This window comes from Nitrospira sp. (assembly GCA_035968315.1).
Classification (GTDB): Bacteria; Nitrospirota; Nitrospiria; order Nitrospirales; family Nitrospiraceae; genus Nitrospira_D.
In genome coordinates this window covers 360,570-380,012 of the sequence record JAVYIN010000007.1, presented here as the reverse complement: position 1 = coordinate 380,012, position 19,443 = coordinate 360,570, and the positions used below count along the sequence as shown (strand labels likewise).

Sequence of the window (19,443 nt, the reverse complement as noted above, 5' to 3'; positions counted from 1 at the left end):
GAGAGCTGAGCTGCAGGCAGAGCTAATGGTGATGCCACCATTAACCACCAGCTTTAACCACCAGCTTCAAAAAACAATTGATCTAGTTTACGACTTTATTCCCAAATTCCGTTGGAGGGCGACGTTTCAGCTTACAACTTTCTAGTCAGTTTACGTTTTTATCCCCTAACTACAACGAAGAATCCCGTTTGCTCGAACTACCGAACCTTTGAGAAGTCCGCGTCAAATTCGCTGGTTTTCCCGTCCGGGGAAAAGACGATGACTTTGGTCTTGCCGTTGGGATCGAAGCTTTCGTAGGCAAAACGCGCGGTAAAACGCGACCGGTAGGCCGGTCCCTGCCCCTCGTTCTTACGGCCCTTCTCGGCGGGGCTCACATCGATCGGCTTGATGTTCTTGTTGCCCTGCTGGAAGGCCACTTGCGCACCCTCGGCAAAATACTCATCATCGCCGCAGAGCTGCACTTCGATTTCCATGTTGGGCATCTCGACGACCTTCTTGATGAACTCGTCGGGCATGCGGATCTCTTTCTTCTGTTTCTTGGATTCCGCCGCCTCCTGGCGTCCGAACGCTTCCAGCCGGAACCGCTTCGTACGCAGAATGGCACTGGCGCCACACGAATCTTTCTCGGGATCGGAACCGATCCGGGTGGCCAGCGAGGCCTGCTGCAGCACTTTCTTCACATCTTCCGGCGAGTTGGCTTTGTCCATCGGGATGCGCCCGGCTTCCAAACTCTTCTGCGCCTCTTCCATCGTCAGTTTCACATCAATCGCCGGCGCCGTCTGCGGAACCGTGATCCCGAGCACGCCCAGCACCGCACAACAGGCCCATACCGACGCACGACGATGTGATACGAACGACATGACCGCCTCCCTCAGGATGAAGACAGAATAATAGACTCCGGCATTGTAGGGAAACCGTTCCCCCTTTTCAATCGTGCGCAAACCGCGCCCAATTCGGATAGGGCTTCTCCCGATAGAGCGCCTCCAGATCGACAGGAACAGGGAGCCCTGCGCCAGCCAGCAAGGTCGCGACCAGCCGCAACGGCAGCCCCACCACGCCAAGATAATCCCCCTGGACGGCTTCCACCAGCGCCCCGCCCTCGCCCTGGATGGAATACGCGCCCGCTTTCCCGAGCGATTCGCCGGTCGCCACATACCGCTCAAGACACGCTCCATCATCGCGCTTCATGCGCACAGTCGCCGTGGCCACCTCGACCAGATCGAGCGACCGGTTCACACAACAGAGCGCGACCGCTGTGTGCACCAGGTGATCCCGCCCGGCCAGCTTGGTCAACATGCCTCGCGCCTCCGACAGATCCACGGGCTTCCCCATCATCTGTCCATCGCACTCAATGACGGTATCGCTCCCCACTACCAGATGCTCAGGATGCTGCCGGGCAATCGAACGGGCCTTCTCCTGCGCAAAATGGCGGACATGCTGAAGAGGCGTGAGCCCTGGAAGCGGCTGTTCCTCGAATGCAGGCGCGTGACTTTCAAAGGGAATCCCCAGCAGCGCCAGCAGTTCACGGCGGCGCGGCGAGGTCGAGGCGAGAATCAGCTGCATCGCGACACAAGCGTCGTCACGGAATCGTCCGGATCCGGATCGATCTGGCCGGAAGAGGGCGCGGGGTCCAGCACCTGATTGGCGCGGTAGTCGGCGACAATCCGTTCGACATCGGCAACGGACGAGGCCCCGAACATCCGGGCGCGCAACGCGGCGGCATGCGCGAACCCCTTGCAATACCACCCCAGATGTTTCCGCATGCGGTGAAACTGCCCGGGGCCGCAGATCGCCTCATATTGCCTGGCGTGGTCGAGCAACAACCCGAACCGTTGATCGAGGACGATGGCCGGCGCTTCGATCCGGCCGGCGGGATCGCCCGCTTGAGCCAGCGCCCGGGCCTGTTCCTTCTCGCGGAAAAACCAGGGCGCGCCCAGCACCGCCCGGCCCACGAGCACTCCATCAACCTGCGCGGACCTCACCCGTTGCACGGTCTCATCCAGACTCTGAATATCTCCGTTCCCCAGCAACAACGTGCCGGTGCCTTTCACCAGTTGCGCGGCCTGGGCGATCGCCGACCAGTCGGCCTCTCCCCGATACATCTGTTGCAACGTCCGTCCATGCAGCGAAATGGCCGCCGGTCGCACCTCCAAGAGATCGGCAATCCAATGTTCGACAATGGCTCGCTCATACCCCAGACGCGTTTTCACCGAGAGCGGCAGCATCCGCCGCGGAACAGGCACGGAGCCTTGACGGCGTTCGTTGAGCGCCCGGATGGCGGCGATCCTCGCAGATTTGAATCCGGCCTGCTCCAGCGTCTGCCCGTTCGCCCAATCGTCCATGCCCCGCCGCGTCTCACGAAGAATCGCCAGGGCCACCTCCGGCGTCTTAATGAGCCCCGCACCAGACCCGGATGAAGCCACGCTTTTCGACGGGCATCCCATGTTGATATCGATCCCGTCAAACCCCAGCTCGCAGGCCGCATGAGCGGCTTGATAGAACAGGGCGGGATCCTTGCCGTAGAGTTGCGCCACGATCGGCCGTTCGATGTCACTGTAGATCAGCGTGCTCAGCAGAAATTCCGGACCACGGCAGATGTCATGGACATGGGTGAACTCCGTCATCGTGACATCAGGCTTCCCCTGCTGCGCGATGACACGCCGAAAGGTGGCGTCCGTCACCCCGTCCATGGGTGACAAGCCGATGATCGGCCGGGGCAATGTCGTCCAAAAACTCATGGCTGATGGCTCTCAACCGATGCGGGGGCTTCATTGGCCGACCGGTAGGCCTCGCGCAACTCGTTCGCTTCACGTTGCGCCATGGTCTCGACGTCCGGAGCAACCTCCCGCACAAATTCCAGAAACCGGTCGATCTTGATCTCGAAGAAATCGTACGACGTCGTCACGGGACGCGGTTCCCGAAACCAAAAGGCGACGAAGGTCTTGAGCGGCACGGCCCGTGCCGCCAACTCACGGCAGGTTCCGGGAAACATGGCCTCGATCTCGCCGCCCCACTGCACAATCTCATAGGGCAGATAACTCGATTGATACCACGTCAGTCCATCGGAACAGGCAGCCGGTGAGGTCCAGTCCGGCCCCGCCGGAGCCGCCTGGCCCGAGACGACGCGCGCATAGGCCTCATACGCCCGGCGCACACCTTCTTCCTCCGCATCCGACCAGACCTCCGTCACGCGATTGGCCCGCACTGGCCGGTTCGCATCGGCACAGACGTCGGCCTGCGCCGTGATCGGGAAGACGGTCCCATACCGGCGGGTGAACGATTCAAATTCCTCGACGATCAGCTCGATCGGCTTGGTATCGACTTCCAGCGCCAGCCCCTTGAGGTGCCTCAACCGCGAATCCGTCAGAATGCGATCCAACATCTCGAACAGCACCGGGGGAATCGGCGCGGCATGGGCGTCGGTCCACAACGGCAATCCCTGATCCTGTTCGGCCAGCGGCCGCAGGGGGCTCACCGTCATCGACTCATGCACCGACAGCCCTGCCACGTGAATCTCGACGACGCGCTCCAGCGGAAACTCCGCCAAGAATCGAACGAGAAATGCCGTCAGCGACAGACGCTGCCACGCCCGTGTATACCGATAGACCGTCCAAAGATGCCCGATATCCAGCACCAGTCCGCAAGCCGCCTGTTCGGTGACGTGGCGGAAAAACTCCGGGATCGACAGGGTGCCCGCCACAAAATAGGTGAGCGGCGGCAGTTCCAACAGGAACAACGGCGATTGCCCGCCAGGCAACCGGCACTCCCGATCGAAGATCGCCTGCACCGCCCGTATATTCCTCGCCACCACCGCCGCGCTCGCCGCCGTATAGAGCGGCGGGAGATAGGTGCCGAACGAATACCCTGCCATGTGTTTCGTGGCGCATTCATGGTTTGACCAGGCACTCTGAAGGATCTCCAGCTGGCCGGCCACCGCACAGGCCTCCTGCAGAAACAGCCGATCCCGCTCTGCTCCCGGCTGAGTCACCCATAACCCTTCGCCATGATACGTGAGGGAAATCTCTGTCTGGCTCCGGACTGCGGCCAAGGCGGTGGATGCCGCGTGGAACACTTCCAGATAAGCAGGAATGACTTGACGGCACCTGAGGGAGGCGAGCAAGCTAACGACGTCTGGGGAATACACATCGACGGAGAGTCCCAGCCCCTGCACGGGAACCTGATCGACACGTCGTTGATATTCATCGCGCAGGGAATTCACGGGGCCCCTTTCCTCACTCTTGTCCCTTGACAAAATTGAAACCTAGTGTATGCCTAGAAACGCTGCAATGACAAGGTGTTAAGCGTGGCAGGAACTCCCGGAATCGTCTGCTATACTTGCCCTACATCGCGACGGTTGGGACTGCTGATGGTGAACGACAAGGACCTGGCTGAGCGATGACGAATCAGGACGATCAACATACCAAAACACCGAACCCCTTATTAACCTTGGTAGCCCATATGATGACTCCAGGTGTCGTGCAAATTCCCGGTGATATCACAGTCACCGAGGCCGCGTCGCTGCTTGAGCAGGAACACATGCCCTGCCTGCTGGTAAAAGACACGGACACGCATTTCGGACTGATGACCCCGGCCGATATCGTCAAGAAAGTGGTCGCCCAGGGCCTCCACCCCGACGACATTGAAGTGCGCGCCATCATGTCACGGCCTGTTCAGTTTATCGAATACGACTGCCTAGCCGATGACGCCTCGACCTTGATGATGTCGTCCGGATCGCCTATTTTGATCGTGACCAAACAAGAACAGCCCGTCGGAGTCCTGACGGCACGCGACCTGATCCTCTCCCCCAAACGCTGCCATACCCGGGTGCCGGCTACCGTCAGCGTGCTGGAGGGAGACGCGCCGGGCGCCCAACATCAGGCCATCATCGTGCAGCTCAGCCATGTGGGCGCCATGGTCCAGTCCCCAACACTGCTCTTGCCGGGAACCACGGTCCTCGTGAGCTTCTCACTGCCCGAACTCCCGGCCCCCCTGACGATCACCGGCACCATTCTCGATGACAGTGAGACCGCCGGTCCCGGCAAGCGGGCGGCATCCACTATCCCCAGCGTGGATATCCAGTTCACCAATCTCTCCCCTGAAGACCAGTCTCGCATCAAAGCCTGGGTGCTGAAAAACTCGCCCAAATCGGCCGATCTGTCCTAACACGTTCCACGCCGCCATTTCCGTCGTAGCAAGTCTTGCGATCTTCTTTGACCGCCGGCCGGTCCACTGGTAGAATTTTTTCTCACGTGGAATTCCTCCGACTCACTAAAGGTGCAGACGATGGATACTCCGACCCAACCCCCGCAACACCGCCAACGGCCGATGCTCTCCAACGAAGATATTCTGGCGCAGATTCGCGCGCTGCTGGAGGGACCGGACGACGATCTCCAGGCCGCCATTATGAAAGAGCTCCTGAGCGGCTTCCTGCGGCTCCATGACGCCCATCTCGACCTCTTGGATCTCAAGATCGTCAACCGGGCCGTCAAGGAACTCCGCCATGCGTTTGGCGTCTTCCACAACTATCGCGACCGGCGGAAAGTCAGCATCTTCGGCTCAGCCCGCACGCCCTCGGACGATCCCAACTATCGCTTGGCCCATCAGTTCGCCGAGCAGGTCGTAACAGCCGGCTACATGGTCATTACCGGAGGCGCCGACGGCATCATGCGGGCCTCGCAGGAAGGCGCCGGGCGGGAAAATAGCTTCGGCGTGAACATCATGCTGCCGTTCGAACAGGGGGCGAACGCCACGATCGCCAACGATCCCAAATTGATTACCTTCAAATACTTTTTCACTCGCAAGCTGATGTTCCAGAAAGAAGCCAACGCCATCGCCCTCTTTCCCGGCGGCTTCGGCACCCACGATGAAGGATTTGAAATCCTCACCCTCGCGCAGACCGGCAAGAGCGATCCGCAACCGATCGTCTGCCTGCAAGCGCCCGGCTGCGACTATTGGGATGACTGGTCAGGTTTCATCGTCAAGCAACTCTTGAAACGAAAATTGATCAACGGAGAAGATCTCAGTCTCTTCAAGATCGTGGACTCGGCGGACGCGGCGGTCGAAGAAATCCAGGCCTTCTATCGGCGCTACCATTCGATTCGCTTCGTCGGCCGCCAACTGGCCATGCGGCTGACGTCACCGATCTCCGCGGAGCAACTCGATCACATTCAAGGCCAGTTCGCCGATCTCCTCATCGACGGACGCTTTGAATTGCGCGGCGCGCTGGAGGAGGAACTCGATGAGCCAACCCTGGCCACACTGCCGCGGCTGGTCTTCCCCTTCAATCGCCGCAGCGCGGGACGGCTGCGGCAGCTGATCGACCATCTGAATAGTCTCTAGCGCCCCTTTAGTCTGAGGCCTGAGCATGGTATGGTGGCTCCCACGTCCATGAGTGATTCGCCCCAGACCCGTCAATTCAGCAGTCCTCCGAGCAGGGTGCTCTATCACGCCGAATGCGCCGATGGATTCGGCGCCGCCTGGGCGATTTGGAAACAATATCCCGGCGCGAAATTCATTCCCGTCAAACACGGGAATCCTCCCCCTGACGATCTAAAAGACGAACACGTCGTCATCGTTGACTTCAGCTATTCCCGGCCCATCCTTGAAACGATGGCGGCCGAGGCCAAGGACCTCATCATCTTGGACCATCACATCACGGCTGAAAAAGCCTTGGCCGGCCTGCCGTACGCCTATTTCGACCTCAAGAAGTCCGGCGCGGTGCTGGGATGGGAATGGGCCCACGGCTCATCGGCTCCCTGGTTGCTGCAATACATCCAGGATAAGGATTTATGGAATTGGGCCCTGCCCGGCAGCCGTGAGATCAACGCCGCGATTGCGTCCTACCCGTTCGACTTCGAACGATGGAATGGATTCACCCAATCGGACCTTGAACAGGAAGGGCGGGCGATTCTTCGCTACGAGCAAGAACTCGTGGGGAAATTGGCGGCCCAGGCCGTGATGGTGGAATTCCAAGGCGCCGTCATTCCCGCGGTCCAGAGCGCCATTCTGACCACCCAGGTCGGCGAGCGGTTGTCACCGCACCACCCCTTTTGCCTCATCTGGCACGACCGGGACGGACGCCGCTACTTCAGCATGCGCTCCCGCGAAGACGGGACCGATGTGGGGACGATCGCAGCCTCGTTCGGCGGCGGCGGCCATACCCATGCCGCCGGTTTTTCGGTTCCCCTCAACGCCGACGGGTCTCTGCCGGCCAATCCCGTCTTGCCCAGACCCGTGCTCGATCGCCGCCGTTCACCATAGACCAGCTCCATGCTCCCGCTGCACGACGACAATCCTACGGAGCGCACTCCTTTCGTCACCATGTCGATCATCGCCGCCTGCGTGCTGGTATTCCTGTATCAAGCGTCTCTCCCATCCCACGGCGATGAAGCCTTCGTCTTTCAGTACGGCGCCATTCCCGCCGTTGTCTTCGGACAGGCCACGCTGCCCGGCGATATGGCGGCCCTTCCCGGCTTGCTGACGCTGCTCACCAGCATGTTTCTCCATGGCAGCTGGATGCATCTGTTCGGAAACATGCTCTACCTCTGGATCTTCGGCAATAATATCGAAGACATCATGGGCCATGTCCGCTTTGTCGTGTTCTATGTCGTCTGCGGAGTTCTGGCCGCCGTGAGCCATGCCCTGACCGATCCCTCATCCCAAATCCCGATGGTGGGGGCCAGTGGCGCCATCTCGGCTATTCTAGGCGCATATCTGTTGGTCTTCCCGCGCGCGCAGGTGCTGATTCTCATCCCACCCCCGTTCCTTCGAACCGCCTATGTGCCGGCGGTCGTGGTCCTGGGCGTCTGGTTTCTTGGCCAGCTCTTGAGCGGCGGGATGAGCCTTGGGACGAAGGGAGGAGGCATCGCGTTCTTCGCCCACATCGGAGGATTTGTCGCGGGGATGGCGCTGATCAGCCTCTTCAAACGACGAGAGGTCCCGCTGTTCTCGCAGAGCCGTCCCCATCGGTGGGATCGCTAAACACGAAGGAGCTTCTCGAACCGGCTTGCCCGTGTCGCCGCCTGTTCCGACTCCTCTGCCAGAAAGGTCACATGGCCCATTTTCCGGCCAGCCCTGGCCACCCGCTTCCCATAGAGGTGCAGCACCGCGCCCGGAGTGGCCAGGAGATCGTGACAGCCCTCACGGCTCGTCACGGCCTCCAGGTCCTGGCCGATTACATTCACCATGGCCGCCGGGCTCAAGAGCCGAACCTCCCCGAGCGGCAACCCGCAGAGCGCACGGACCTGTTGCTCAAATTGCGATACAGAGCAGGCATCAAGGGTGTAGTGCCCGGAGTTATGCGGACGAGGGGCAATTTCGTTAATGAGAAGCGCGCCATTCCGGGCGTGAAACAGCTCTACGCAAAACACACCGACCCCATTCAGCGCACGCACCGCCTGCATCACCAGATCGGCGGCCTGTTGTGACAGGACCTCCGAGATTCCGGCCGGCACGACCGACATCCGCAAGATTCCGCCCTCATGCCGGTTCTCCACGACAGGATAGACGCGCTGGTCACCGTCCTGCCCCCGCACAACAAGGACGGACAGCTCCCGCGCAAAATCCACCATCGACTCGACAATCCACCGTGCGCCACGAGGTACCATGCTGGTGAGCGCCTGCTCGACAGCCACCACATCAGACGCATGCCTGATCGCCCATTGGCCCTTGCCGTCATATCCGGAGGTGGCCGTCTTGCAGATGACCGCGCCCCCCAGTTCGGCCACCGCACCAGCAAGCTCGTGCGGCGCCTGAACCATCCGGAACGAAGGCACGGGAAATCCCTGAGCCCGAAGAAATTGCTTTTGTTCGATCCGGTCTTGAATCACCCGCAGAACCGCACCGGATGGCCGCACAGGAAGGGTCTCCGCCAGCTGATCGCAGAGGGCCGCCGGAACATTTTCCCATTCCAGCGTCACCGCGCTGACCGACTGGCTGAACTCGCGAGCCGTGGCAGGATCGGCGAAAGACGTGGTAAAGGAGCGATAGGCGGCGCGATGCGCGGGCGCATCGGAATCAGGATCCCAGACCGCCACCCGGTAGCCCAGGCGCAGAGCCGCCGCCGCAAACATGGCGCCAAGCTGCCCGCCACCGAGCACGCCCAGGGTGGCTCCGGGATAGAGCGGCGCGCCGGTCACGACGACTGGCTCATCCCATCTGCCTGAAGATTGCCGACACTCCGCCCTTGCGCTTCCGGAGAGTTCAACACGCTTTCCGTTTGCGCCTTGCGAAAGGCCTTCACCCGCTCGGCAATCCAGGGATACCGCCCCCCAAGAATTTGCGCCGCCAATAATCCGGCATTTTCCGCCCCGCCGATGGCGACGGTGGCAACCGGAATCCCCTTCGGCATTTGCACGATGGACAGAAGCGAGTCGAGCCCCCGAAGATTTTCCGTCGGAATGGGCACGCCGATAATCGGCAAGTGTGTCTTGGAGGCCAGCATGCCGGGCAAATGCGCCGCCCCTCCAGCCCCGGCGATAATCACTTCAATGCCCCTGCCCGGAGCCGTTTCCGCATATTCAAAGAGCCGGTCAGGGGTCCGATGGGCCGACACCACCAACAATTCATAGGGGATATCCAGATCGGACAGCAGCGCCCCGGCTTTTTCCAAGATGGGAAAGTCCGACTTGCTGCCCCCTAAAATACCGATCACCGGCCGATTCCCCCGCTTCGCGCGCGGCGCCGTCCGGCGAGACGATTGTCCTGTTCCACTCATGAAAGCACCACCCTTGTTCGCTCCCAATTAACCGCCATTCCGTGTGTTTCCACCCCACGCGCCACCTTAGCGATTCTCTCCCCATGGGTCAAGGTGACGCCGGAGCCGCTCTGTCCGCTTGTTATTTCACCACTTCAAATTGACCCACGCCCTGCCTTTCTTTTATGATGAGCGAGTGATCGTTTCCTGGCCTCTCACGTAAGGGATCACCGTTGTGGCTCGCCCTGGCGTAGATCTCAAAAACACCATCCATTCACTCACCCGAAAGGACAGCGGGCTGAGCGAGATCGCCGTCGATGACCTGGCCACATCGACCCAGCTCCAATCGTGGGAATCCGTTCAGATCCCTGAGCGATTGAAATTTTCCTCCCGTCTCGCAATTAAACTGGTTGTCCTCTTTCTGCTGATTATCGCGTTCCTCCCCTGGACGCAGACCATCACCGTCACCGGCCAGCTCTCGGCCTATTCACCCTACGAACGCCCGCAAGATATCGAAGCGCAAATTACGGGACGCATCCAAAAGTGGCATGTCTTTGAAGGCGTGCGCGTGAAAAAGGGCGACCTCATTGTCGAATTGGAAGACTACGACCCCAACTTCATGGCCCCCGATTTGCTGTCTTTCCTCGATCAACGGAAGAAGGCATTGGAACAGACACGCCGGGCCGCCCTCGCGCGCGCCGAGCAACTCGATAAACGCATCGCGGAAATGCAGAATCTCGTGAAAGCCGCCGTGCCCTCGGCTCAAGCCCGGGTGGTGGAGGCTGAAAACAAGGTCCGTGAGGCCTATCAAAAGGTGGAGTCCGCGAGAATTGCCATGGCCACCGCGGAACTCAACGTCAATCGCCATAAGCAGCTGGCGGAACAGGGCCTGGTCTCCCAGCGAGAACTGGAATTGAGCATTCAAGGGGCCATCGCGACCCAAGCGGACTTCCAGGGCGCTCAGGCCAATGTCAAAGCCGCCGAGCAGGGCATGAAAGCGCTGAGCTTCGGCCGCGATCAAGTCAACGCGGAAGTGCTGCAACGCCTCCTCGACGCGGAAGCGGCACGCGATTCGTCGGTCGCCGAAGCCGCCAAAGCAACCGATCAACTGGCGGAGGTCTCGCTCAGACTGTCGAATGCCACCCAACGGCGCATCGCCAGCAAAATCTTGGCCCCCATCGACGGCACGGTCGTGAAGATGGCCGAAGCCGGAGCCGGCGAAACCGTCCGCCAAGGCGACAAGATCGTGCGCCTCTCCCCGAATAGCCTCGATAAAGCCATCGAGATGACGGCGGACGGCATCGACGCACCGCTGCTCAACGTGGGCCGCAAGGTCAAAATCCTGTTCTACGGCATCCCGGCCATTCCGTTGCCGGCCTGGCCGGAATTGATGTCCGGCACCTACACCGGCGTCATCAAGGTGATCGACCAGGTGGACGACGGCAAGGGCAATTTCCGCTTCTGGGTGGTCCCTGATCCCGAGGATCGCCCCTGGCCGGAGCAAAGCCATGTGCGGCAAGGCACCAAAGCCATGGGCTGGGTGATCCTGAATCGCGTTCCGCTCTGGTACGAGCTCTGGCGGCGCTTTAATCTCTTCCCGCCGGACTATCAAGAACGTCCACCCAGCTTGATCGACACTCTCTTGCCGAAAGCGGGACGAGGTGCGAAGTAATCGCCTCCGGTCTGCCGCTCATCGTCCCTGCATCATCTTCACACTGACCGATCTACTCTATCTGCCGGCACTTCGGCCTATGGCACATGACTCTCTATCCCTGGAGCAAAAGGAGTACGCATGATGACCCTCTTGAGATTGAGCCTGACCCTAAGTCTGCTCTCACTCTGCGCTTTCACGAATCCATCTCCCGCCTCCGCCGAAGGGGAGGCCTCCAAGGGACTTCCCGCCATCCCCTTGAGTCTCAACGAAATCCATGCCTGGATCGACCGCGCACATCCGCTGTTGAAAGGGGCCGGCACCGAGAAAATCATGGCCCGCGGGAAAATGCTCAAAGCGCTTGGGGCGTTTGAGCCAGTCCTCATCAATGACACCGAGGTGGAACGGTTCATCTCAAAAGACAAACTCAATACCCAAACCGTCGGCTTCAACGACACCTTGATCGAAGCGCGGGATCCGATGGGGTTCCGCTACAGCGCGGGCGTGCGCCAGGCCATCGGCGACGCCAAGATTCCCGACCTCTCCTTCGGCAATGGCAGCCAGCAAGTGATCTTGGGCGGCTTCTTTCCGCTGCTCAAAGGCTTGATGGTCAATCCTGAGAAGGCCGAATTACAGCGCTCGGAACTGGCCGATCCGCGAGCGGACGTGCGCATCGCGCAGACCCGCCAGGACCTCTTTCTCGCCGCCGCCACCCAGTTTTGGGATTGGGTCGCCGCCGTGCGGTATGTCGAGATGCAGCGCAAAGCCCTGAAGGTCGCGGAAGACCGGTTTAAACAGGTGGAGGGGCGGTCCAAAGCCGGGGCCGTGGCCCCGCTGGACGTTGTCGAAGCGAATCAGGAAGTCCAGCGCCGGCGCGAGGTGGCCATCGCCGCCCAACGCCAGGTCGAACAGGAACAGTTCAAGCTCTCCATGTTCCTCTGGGAAAACAATGCGCCGACGCTGCCTACCATCGACCGCGCGCCGGACTTCCCAGCGCAGATACTCACGCCCTCGCCATCTCCCGACACCGTCCAGGCGCACAAACTCCAAGCCAAGGCGGACCGCCCGGAAATCAAAGAAATCAGCATTGAAGCGAAGCTCAACGACATCGACCTCGAACTCGCCAAAAACAACCTGCTGCCCAGCCTCGATGCCGAAGCGGCGCCGGCCCGCGCGCCCGAGAAATTCGTCCTGGGACTCGGCTACCGGTTTGGGCTGGAATTGAAAATTCCGCTGCTCCAGCGCAAGAGCCGGGGCGAGGTGCTGGAAGCCCAAGGCAAAGCCGACCGGTTTGTCATGGTGCAAAAATTTCGCGAGCAGCAGGTGGCGATCGACGTCGATAACGCCCTCTCCGCCATCGACCGCGCCAAGGAGCGGATGGACGCCGCCATGCATTCCCTGCGCTTGGCGAAAACCCTGGAAGAAGGCGAACGGTTCCGCTTCAGCCTGGGCGCCACCAGCATTTTGTTCGTCAATCTCCGCGAGCGGAATTCCGTGGATTCGGAAGCGCAGGTGATCCGCGCCAAAGCCGACTATCAGAAAGCCCTGGCCCTGTACCAATGGGCCATTGGCGCCTGGGCGGTGAACATGCCCAGCGCCACGCCGGTCAACTACCGGGCCCGTGACTAAGTCACGGCAGAACGTGGCATTTCCGGCAAAGATTTGCTAGGGTGGCAGCATCGGTGGCGATACGGAGCACCGCCTTTCGCCGCGCCACGGCGTGCCGGTTTCGCGCGAGGATCTAGACGACATGGCGCAAAGCCATTCCGACAACCAGCCGAACCTCTTTCAAGCCATGCTGGGGCACCTGGGGCTCCTGTTCCGGCTGGAACGGCGCATCCTCGCCCTCATTTTCTCCTACTCGCTGGCCATCGGGCTCTTCTCCCTCATCGTGCCGCTGACCGTCCAGGAACTGGTCAACACCTTTGCCTTTGCCATTCAGCCCATTACGATCGTGACCCTGTCCGGCATCATGATCACCGGCTTGGCCTTCGTGGGCGCCTTCAAAACGCTCCAGTACTATGCCGTGGAAGTGCTGGAGCGGCGGATTTTCGCCCGCATCACGATCGCCATGACCCAGCAACTGCCCCAAATGCAGTTTTACGGGTTCAAGCCCCGGTTCGCCAACTACTTCCTGGAAACGGTCCTCATCCAGCGAGCGCTCTCCGTCCTGCTCGTGGATTTGATCAATGTCGTGGTCGGCGGCGCGGTCGGCATGTCGATCCTCGTCTTCTATCACCCGTATTTTCTGCTCTTCAACATCCTGCTGCTCGTCGGATTCAACATCGTCTTTTTCCTCATGTCCCACGGGGGGCTGCGCACCACCATCGACGTGTCCCATGCGAAATACAATACGCTGCATTGGATACAAGAAATCTCCTACAACCTGCTGCACTTCAAAGCCACCGACAGCCAGCCGCTCCTGATGCAGAAATCCGACCGGCTGGTCGAGACCTATGTGCAGGCCCGGCGCGCGCGGTTCACGATTCTGGCCCGCCAATACCTGAGCGCTGTGGGCTGGCAAGCCATCGTCCACGGCGGATTGATCGCCACGGCCGGCTGGCTCATTTCCATCGGCCAATTGACGATCGGCCAATTGGTGGCCGCCGAAGTGGTGGTCAGCGGCTTGTTGACCAACTTCGACGCGGTCGTGAAACGGATGGGGCACGTCTACTACTTCATGACCGGCCTTGCGGAGCTGGACGCCTTTTTCTCGCATCCCAAGGACCAGGTTTCCGCGGAACTGTCGGCCCCGCTGCCGGACCCGGCGATCCATGGCATCCGGCTCACCTGTAAAGGCCTGGCCATGGCCCATCCCGGTGTCCCTCCTATCTTTGAACACTTCGATCTGGAGGCCACTCCCGGAGAAAAAATCGGGATCTATGCCAGCACCACCCTCGCGAAAACCGCTCTGGCCCGCGTGCTGGCCGGACTCGAACCCCCCACCCATGGCGTCATCCGCTATAACGGGGTCGATCTCCGCCATCTGGACCCCTTGGCCATCAATCGCTGCCGGGGATTCATTCTCGACTCCCAACTCTCCCTCTTTGAGGGCACGATCGAAGAAAACATTGTCCTCGGCCGACCCTACGTTCCCTATGCCGATGTGCGGTGGGCGCTGCGCTTCACCGAGTTGGAAGAAGAGATCGATGCCATGCCGCAGGGCATCAAAACCCATATCCGGGCTCCCGGGAAAATCCTGGCTCCGACCCACATCATGCGAATTCTCCTGGCCCGCGCCATTCTCGCCAAGCCGCAGATCTTGATTTTTGACGGCATCCTGCACGCGCTCCAACCGGCCCTGCGGGAAACCCTCATTCGGCGCCTCTGTTCAAAAGATGAATCCTGGTCGGTGGTGTTCGTTTCGAACGATCCCAACCTCACCCCGCACGTCGATCGCCGTCTCATTCTTGAGTGATAAGGACACTGCCGTGGGACTGCTCAACCATCTACCGATTCCCAAACCCCGCGGCTCCCAGCTCTTCATCAGCCTGCTGATTGCCGCGCTCGGCTGGTACAGCGGCCAGGCCCTGAGCCAGGTCGACCAAGACTTGCGCATCATGTACACGGAATACACCCTGGGCGCCGCCGACCTGGCCCACATCTCAGCCGATACGATGCGGTACCGCAATACCATCATTCGTGCGCTGGAGGCCGACAGCCAGAAAGATTTTGAGCGCATCACCGAGTCGCTCCCGACCCAGCGAGCCAAGATTCAGCACGCCATCGACCGGTATGCCGCCGCCGGATTGCGCGTGTCGCGCAGCGGACGGAGCGAACCCGAAGACATCGAAGCGGTCCGAAGGAGCCTCGATCAATACTTCTCCGTCGCCAGCACCACCATCCAGCTCTTAACGCAAGAATGGACGGTCGCCTCCCCCGCGGAGCGAGAGGCCCTGAGGAGAAAAGCCGAGGAGCATGCCTCGGACAATGCGGGGCCGAAAATGATCCAGGTCAGCCTGGCGCTCGACCGGCTCTTGGATACCGTCGCCGAGGTGGCGAAAGACATGCGCGATGAGGGAACCAGGACGATCCAAACCAGCAGTGAACTGCTGGTGGGGGGAAGTTTCTGTATCGCCTTTCTGAACCTCTTCCTTGGACGACGCAGGCGTGACGACGAGGAACCAGCGGCCACTCATCAGCCGGCCATCACCGATGCCGGCACGCTAGGGGATTCGTCGGCTCCGCCGCCCCCTGCTCTCCCGAGCGACGCCCGCTAACTCGCCGCCCTGCCGACCGCCCGAAACAGGTGCATTCGCTCCTCATCCGTCAGCACGTTCCATCGTCCGACCCCAAGCCCCTCGATGCCGATGTGCATGATCCGCACACGATGCAGGCCCGTCACACGATATCCCAGCGCCTGGCACATGCGGCGGATCTGACGATTGCGGCCCTCCGTCAGCACGATCCGGAACCGGTTCGCCCGCACACGCTCCATACGGCAAGGCTTGGTCATACTCCCCAGCACCATTACTCCGGCGGCCATCTGCGTCAAAAACGCGTCATCGAACGGATGATCGACCTCCACGACATATTCCCGCTCGTGGCCAAACTCGGTCCGCAAAATCTCATTGACGATATTCCCGTCGTTCGTGAGCAAGATGAGACCGGACGAATCCTTGTCCAACCGGCCAATGGGGAAGATGCGCTCGGGATGCCCGATTTCTGCGATGATATTGCGCGGCACGTGCGGTTCGCTCGTCGTCGTCACGCCGACCGGCTTGTGATACTTGATGTAGGTGAAGGCCTGCCCCCATGGGATGACGGTGCCGTCACGAGCAATCACATCGGCCTGGCTCACCTGGTCGCCCAGCTTGGCCGTCCGCCCATTGATCGTCACCCGCCCGGATTCGATGAGGGCATCGGCCTCACGGCGCGAACAAATCCCATGCTGGGTGAAAAATTTGTTGATCCGGATGGATGGAGAGGCTGGAGGCGCGTGGTCAGATTCGCGCGACATGGTCACACGGCTAATGGACGCGGCGGCCGGCCTTGATCCGGCCCAGCATGCGGTAAATCAACCGGGCGATCGAAAACTGCGGGGCCACGAACCCGTCGATCGGCGCAATTTCGCTGATGTCCATCCCCACAATACCGGGGCCATTGGCCAGCGCCGTGATCAGGTGCAGCGTATCGTACCAGCCCAGGCCACCCGGCTCCGGCGTGCCCAGCGCGGGAATGATGGACGCATCCAAGCCGTCGCAATCGAACGTCAGATACACCGGCCCCTTGCAGGCCGCCACCACCTCGGGAACCCAGCGCGAGGCCTTGCCTTCATAGGGCCCGGACGGATCGAGGATCGAGGCGGCAAAGAAAGTCGCGATGCGATCCGTCGATTTGATCCGTTGCACCTCTTCCTGGCAAATCGACCGGATGCCCACCTGCACCAGCGGGTGTCCGTCATCGACGACCCGCGCCATCACGCTGGCATGGCTGAAGGGATTGCCTTCGTAGGCCTGGCGCAAATCGCCGTGCGCATCGATTTGCACCACACAGAGATCCGGATAGCGTTTCGCATGCGCTCTAATCGCCCCCAACGCCCCGGTATGCTCCCCCGTCAGCGTCACGAGCAACCGGCCGGTGCCCACATGGGGCGCGACAAAGGCTTCGATGGCATCCACGGCGGCGCCATCGACCTGCCCCTTGAGATCGAGCGGCGTCGCGGTCGCGATGCCCTTCCATTCTCGAAAGGGTTCGTAGCCAAGCTGCTCGTCGTAAAACTCGACCTGATGCGAGGCTTCAATAATGGCGGACGGGCCGCGATCCGACCCAAGAATATAACTGGAGGTATGCTCGTAGGGCGCGGGCAGGACATAGACCCCCGCTTGGCCGGGATGGCACCAGGGCTCATCGATCCCGAGAAAATTACCCTCCGCCCCTTCCCAACCCGATGGCAGCGCCACAGACAATCCTTTAGGCTGACAATTCGACCGGCGGATGAAGGGCCGCTCGGCCAGGCACGGACTAGCGCCGCTCCCGCTTCGGCAGATTTTCTGATGGGATAAAGACCGCCAGCGCGACCACCGTCGTCCACTTGCCGGCCTTGCCGACGGCGGACTGGGTGATGTTGAGCGTCCGCACGATCTGCCCGCCCATTTTGAACACTTGTTCGCGCTCTTTCCACGCGCTGTTCGGATCGAATTCAACCCCCAAGGTCGTTGCCAGCATCTGGGCGGCCAGGTCCTCGGTATATTCGCCCGTTTCCTCATCCGTTTCGCCGTGCGCATGGTGCTCGGACAGATACCCGTAGGTATCCCGGTCCGTGGGAATCGCCAGCCCAATGGAGGCTGACACGAGGCGGTTGCGCTCGTTCGTTTCCGAACGTGCCATCACGCAAAACGTGATTTCACCGGGGTTCAAGAGCTTTTCACCGCGCTTCCGCGGGACAATCTTGCAATTCGGCGGCAGAATGGACGACACCGTCACCAGGTTGCAATACGCCACGCCGGCGCTGCGGAGGGCCTGCTCAAAGGAAGCGAGCTTCTCTTTGTGGACCCCTACCCCTCGTGTCAGAAACATATGTGTAGGTACCATCGTTCTCTTCTCCCTTGGCTACGCCCACAAACCGCCGTTCACCGCGCCGACCATGCACGCATCGGGCCGCTGTTGTACCAAGATTGGCCTGGGTTCGCAATATCCTCAGCGGTTTTTTTACGCTACCCTCCGGCCGGCTCCTTGAGATTCAGGACCAGCAACCGGGGCTCGGTCATATCTTCAATCGCCGCCCGCACCCCTTCCCGCCCCAGCCCGGAATCCTTCACCCCACCATAGGGCATGTGATCGGCACGGAACGTGGGAATTTCGTTGGCCAGGACGCCCCCGACCTCCAGATGGCGAAAGGCGTGGAAGATCTTATTGATGTCCTGTGTGAAAATGCCCGCCTGGAGCCCGTAATCGGAGCGATTCAGCTCCGCAATGGCATCGTTCAGCTGCCGGTAGGACGACACCGTCACAACCGGCCCAAACACTTCCTGGCAGGACACCTTCATCTCCGGCTTCACATTGGTCAAGACCGTCGCTTCCAGCACCGAGCCCCGGCGCTTCCCTCCCAGCAAGACCCTGGCGCCTTGAGCCACGGCTTCTTCAATCCATCCTTCGACCCGCTGCGTCGCCGCCTCATTGATCAACGGCCCCACGACCGTCGTCTCGTCCGTGGGATCTCCGGCCTTCACTCGCGCCACTTGCAGCAGCAACTTCGTCGAAAAGGCGTCGGCCACCGAGTGGTGAACCAGAATACGCTGCACCGAAATACAGGTCTGCCCCGCATAGCCAAATCCGCCCGCCGCGCAGCGTTGCGCCGCGAGGTCGAGATCCGCGTCCGGCTCGATGATCACGCCGGCGTTCCCGCCCAGCTCGAGCGTCACTTTTTTCTTCCCGCACCTGGCCTTCAACATCCACCCCACCGCCGCGCTGCCGGTAAAACTCAGCAGCTTGAACCGGGGATCGATCACCAGCCGTTCGGCGACCGCATTGTCGCAGGGCAGCACGTTGAGGCCGCCGGGCGGCACACCGGCCGCCAGCGCCACCTCACCCAGTAGCAGCGCTGTCAGCGGCGTCTGGGGGGCGGGCTTGATGAGGATCGGATTGCCGGCCGCCAGCGCCGGAGCTACCTTGTGCGCCACGAGATTCAGCGGGAAATTGAACGGAGTGATCCCGAGAACCGGCCCGATGGGGAACCGGCGCAACATGCCCAGAAATGACTCGGTGTTCGGAGTCCAATCCAGCGGCACCACTTCGCCGGGAATGCGCTTCGCCTCTTCCGCCGCGACGGTAAAGGTTTGAATGGAGCGGCTGACTTCACGCTTGGCATCGGCAATGGGTTTGCCCGCTTCAGCCGTGATGGTCTGCGCGAACTCGTCGCGCCGTTTATAGATCAGCGCCGCGATCTCTTGCAACATATTGTAGCGGGCATGGGATGACAACTTGCCCATGATAGGCGCGGCGGCGGCGGACGAGGCCATCGCCGCTTCGGCATCGGCCTCTCCGGCCTGGCACACCTCCGCGATCAGCTGTCCGTTGAACGGATTCGTGACCCGCGCTGTCGTTGCGCCGGGCGTCCATTCGCCATTGACAAGAAAAGGTCGTGGCCCCTGCAAGA

Annotated in this window: 18 protein-coding genes; 8 read left to right on the top strand and 10 right to left on the bottom strand. The window is 61.0% G+C overall.

What is annotated here, in order from left to right:
* Positions 1-197: 197 nt before the first annotated feature.
* The 4 genes from RI101_11665 to RI101_11650 all read right to left on the bottom strand — a co-directional run bounded on the left by RI101_11665 (position 198) and on the right by RI101_11650 (position 4,219).
* Complete coding sequence (locus tag RI101_11665) at positions 198-860, bottom strand: hypothetical protein (GenBank protein ID MEC4890705.1); 663 nt, start codon at positions 858-860, stop codon at positions 198-200.
* Between the two features lie 67 nt (positions 861-927).
* Positions 928-1,563: a Maf family protein gene (locus RI101_11660; GenBank protein ID MEC4890704.1), complete on the bottom strand. Its 636-nt coding sequence runs from the start codon at positions 1,561-1,563 to the stop codon at positions 928-930.
* Complete coding sequence (locus RI101_11655; GenBank protein MEC4890703.1) at positions 1,554-2,738, bottom strand: tRNA-dihydrouridine synthase; 1,185 nt, start codon at positions 2,736-2,738, stop codon at positions 1,554-1,556. The genes RI101_11660 and RI101_11655 overlap by 10 nt, the downstream gene beginning before the upstream one ends.
* Entirely contained in the window at positions 2,735-4,219 is a 1,485-nt protein-coding gene (locus RI101_11650) for a DUF692 family protein (protein MEC4890702.1), read from the bottom strand. Before RI101_11650 ends, RI101_11655 begins: the two co-directional genes overlap by 4 nt.
* A gap of 239 nt (positions 4,220-4,458) precedes the next feature.
* Here RI101_11650 and RI101_11645 point away from each other — a divergent pair, with 239 nt between their 5' ends.
* From RI101_11645 to RI101_11630, 4 genes are all read left to right on the top strand, one after another.
* Positions 4,459-5,163 carry a CBS domain-containing protein gene (locus RI101_11645; protein MEC4890701.1) on the top strand — a complete coding sequence of 235 codons (705 nt, stop codon included), beginning with the start codon at positions 4,459-4,461 and terminating at the stop codon, positions 5,161-5,163.
* A 120-nt stretch (positions 5,164-5,283) separates the two neighbouring features.
* Entirely contained in the window at positions 5,284-6,339 is a 1,056-nt protein-coding gene (locus RI101_11640) for an LOG family protein (GenBank protein MEC4890700.1), read from the top strand.
* Between the two features lie 48 nt (positions 6,340-6,387).
* Complete coding sequence (locus RI101_11635) at positions 6,388-7,260, top strand: DHHA1 domain-containing protein (GenBank protein MEC4890699.1); 873 nt, start codon at positions 6,388-6,390, stop codon at positions 7,258-7,260.
* Between the two features lie 9 nt (positions 7,261-7,269).
* The gene (locus RI101_11630) at positions 7,270-7,980 is read left to right on the top strand and encodes a rhomboid family intramembrane serine protease (GenBank protein MEC4890698.1); all 711 of its coding nucleotides are present in this window, start codon (positions 7,270-7,272) and stop codon (positions 7,978-7,980) included.
* Here RI101_11630 and RI101_11625 read toward each other — a convergent pair.
* Together RI101_11625 and purE are read right to left on the bottom strand one after the other, a co-directional pair.
* Complete coding sequence (locus RI101_11625) at positions 7,977-9,137, bottom strand: 5-(carboxyamino)imidazole ribonucleotide synthase (protein ID MEC4890697.1); 1,161 nt, start codon at positions 9,135-9,137, stop codon at positions 7,977-7,979. The two genes, RI101_11630 and RI101_11625, sit on opposite strands and share 4 nt — an antisense overlap.
* A complete protein-coding gene (purE, locus tag RI101_11620; protein MEC4890696.1) occupies positions 9,134-9,715 on the bottom strand; it encodes a 5-(carboxyamino)imidazole ribonucleotide mutase in 582 nt (193 codons plus the stop codon). The genes RI101_11625 and purE overlap by 4 nt, the downstream gene beginning before the upstream one ends.
* Positions 9,716-9,929: 214 nt before the next feature.
* Here purE and RI101_11615 point away from each other — a divergent pair, with 214 nt between their 5' ends.
* The 4 genes from RI101_11615 to RI101_11600 all read left to right on the top strand — a co-directional run bounded on the left by RI101_11615 (position 9,930) and on the right by RI101_11600 (position 15,565).
* Entirely contained in the window at positions 9,930-11,366 is a 1,437-nt protein-coding gene (locus RI101_11615) for a biotin/lipoyl-binding protein (protein MEC4890695.1), read from the top strand.
* Positions 11,367-11,486: 120 nt separating this feature from the next.
* Positions 11,487-12,974 (top strand): TolC family protein, encoded by a 1,488-nt coding sequence (locus tag RI101_11610; GenBank protein ID MEC4890694.1) that lies wholly within the window; start codon positions 11,487-11,489, stop codon positions 12,972-12,974.
* A gap of 121 nt (positions 12,975-13,095) precedes the next feature.
* Positions 13,096-14,763 (top strand): ATP-binding cassette domain-containing protein, encoded by a 1,668-nt coding sequence (locus tag RI101_11605; GenBank protein MEC4890693.1) that lies wholly within the window; start codon positions 13,096-13,098, stop codon positions 14,761-14,763.
* 13 nt (positions 14,764-14,776) lie between these two features.
* Positions 14,777-15,565 (top strand): MCP four helix bundle domain-containing protein, encoded by a 789-nt coding sequence (locus RI101_11600; GenBank protein ID MEC4890692.1) that lies wholly within the window; start codon positions 14,777-14,779, stop codon positions 15,563-15,565.
* Here the strand turns inward: RI101_11600 and RI101_11595 are convergent.
* From RI101_11595 to RI101_11580, 4 genes are all read right to left on the bottom strand, one after another.
* Positions 15,562-16,305: a pseudouridine synthase gene (locus RI101_11595; GenBank protein MEC4890691.1), complete on the bottom strand. Its 744-nt coding sequence runs from the start codon at positions 16,303-16,305 to the stop codon at positions 15,562-15,564. The genes RI101_11600 and RI101_11595 overlap by 4 nt on opposite strands.
* 10 nt (positions 16,306-16,315) lie before the next feature.
* Entirely contained in the window at positions 16,316-17,248 is a 933-nt protein-coding gene (gene speB / locus RI101_11590) for an agmatinase (protein MEC4890690.1), read from the bottom strand.
* A gap of 61 nt (positions 17,249-17,309) precedes the next feature.
* Complete coding sequence (locus RI101_11585) at positions 17,310-17,879, bottom strand: arginine decarboxylase, pyruvoyl-dependent (GenBank protein ID MEC4890689.1); 570 nt, start codon at positions 17,877-17,879, stop codon at positions 17,310-17,312.
* 122 nt (positions 17,880-18,001) lie between these two features.
* Entirely contained in the window at positions 18,002-19,441 is a 1,440-nt protein-coding gene (locus tag RI101_11580; GenBank protein MEC4890688.1) for an aldehyde dehydrogenase family protein, read from the bottom strand.
* Between the last annotated feature and the right edge of the window lie 2 nt (positions 19,442-19,443).

Bases quoted from the DNA above. Each gene is read 5' to 3' on its own strand.
- RI101_11640 (MEC4890700.1), top strand. From the start codon at position 5,284: ATGGATACTCCGACCCAACCCCCGCAACACCGCCAACGGCCGATGCTC.
- RI101_11595 (MEC4890691.1), bottom strand. From the start codon at position 16,305: ATGTCGCGCGAATCTGACCACGCGCCTCCAGCCTCTCCATCCATCCGG.
- RI101_11645 (MEC4890701.1), top strand. From the start codon at position 4,459: ATGATGACTCCAGGTGTCGTGCAAATTCCCGGTGATATCACAGTCACC.
- RI101_11605 (MEC4890693.1), top strand. From the start codon at position 13,096: ATGGCGCAAAGCCATTCCGACAACCAGCCGAACCTCTTTCAAGCCATG.
- RI101_11655 (MEC4890703.1), bottom strand. From the start codon at position 2,738: ATGAGTTTTTGGACGACATTGCCCCGGCCGATCATCGGCTTGTCACCC.
- RI101_11610 (MEC4890694.1), top strand. From the start codon at position 11,487: ATGATGACCCTCTTGAGATTGAGCCTGACCCTAAGTCTGCTCTCACTC.
- purE (MEC4890696.1), bottom strand. From the start codon at position 9,715: ATGAGTGGAACAGGACAATCGTCTCGCCGGACGGCGCCGCGCGCGAAG.
- RI101_11585 (MEC4890689.1), bottom strand. From the start codon at position 17,879: ATGGTACCTACACATATGTTTCTGACACGAGGGGTAGGGGTCCACAAA.
- RI101_11635 (MEC4890699.1), top strand. From the start codon at position 6,388: ATGAGTGATTCGCCCCAGACCCGTCAATTCAGCAGTCCTCCGAGCAGG.
- RI101_11630 (MEC4890698.1), top strand. From the start codon at position 7,270: ATGCTCCCGCTGCACGACGACAATCCTACGGAGCGCACTCCTTTCGTC.
- RI101_11665 (MEC4890705.1), bottom strand. From the start codon at position 860: ATGTCGTTCGTATCACATCGTCGTGCGTCGGTATGGGCCTGTTGTGCG.
- RI101_11660 (MEC4890704.1), bottom strand. From the start codon at position 1,563: ATGCAGCTGATTCTCGCCTCGACCTCGCCGCGCCGCCGTGAACTGCTG.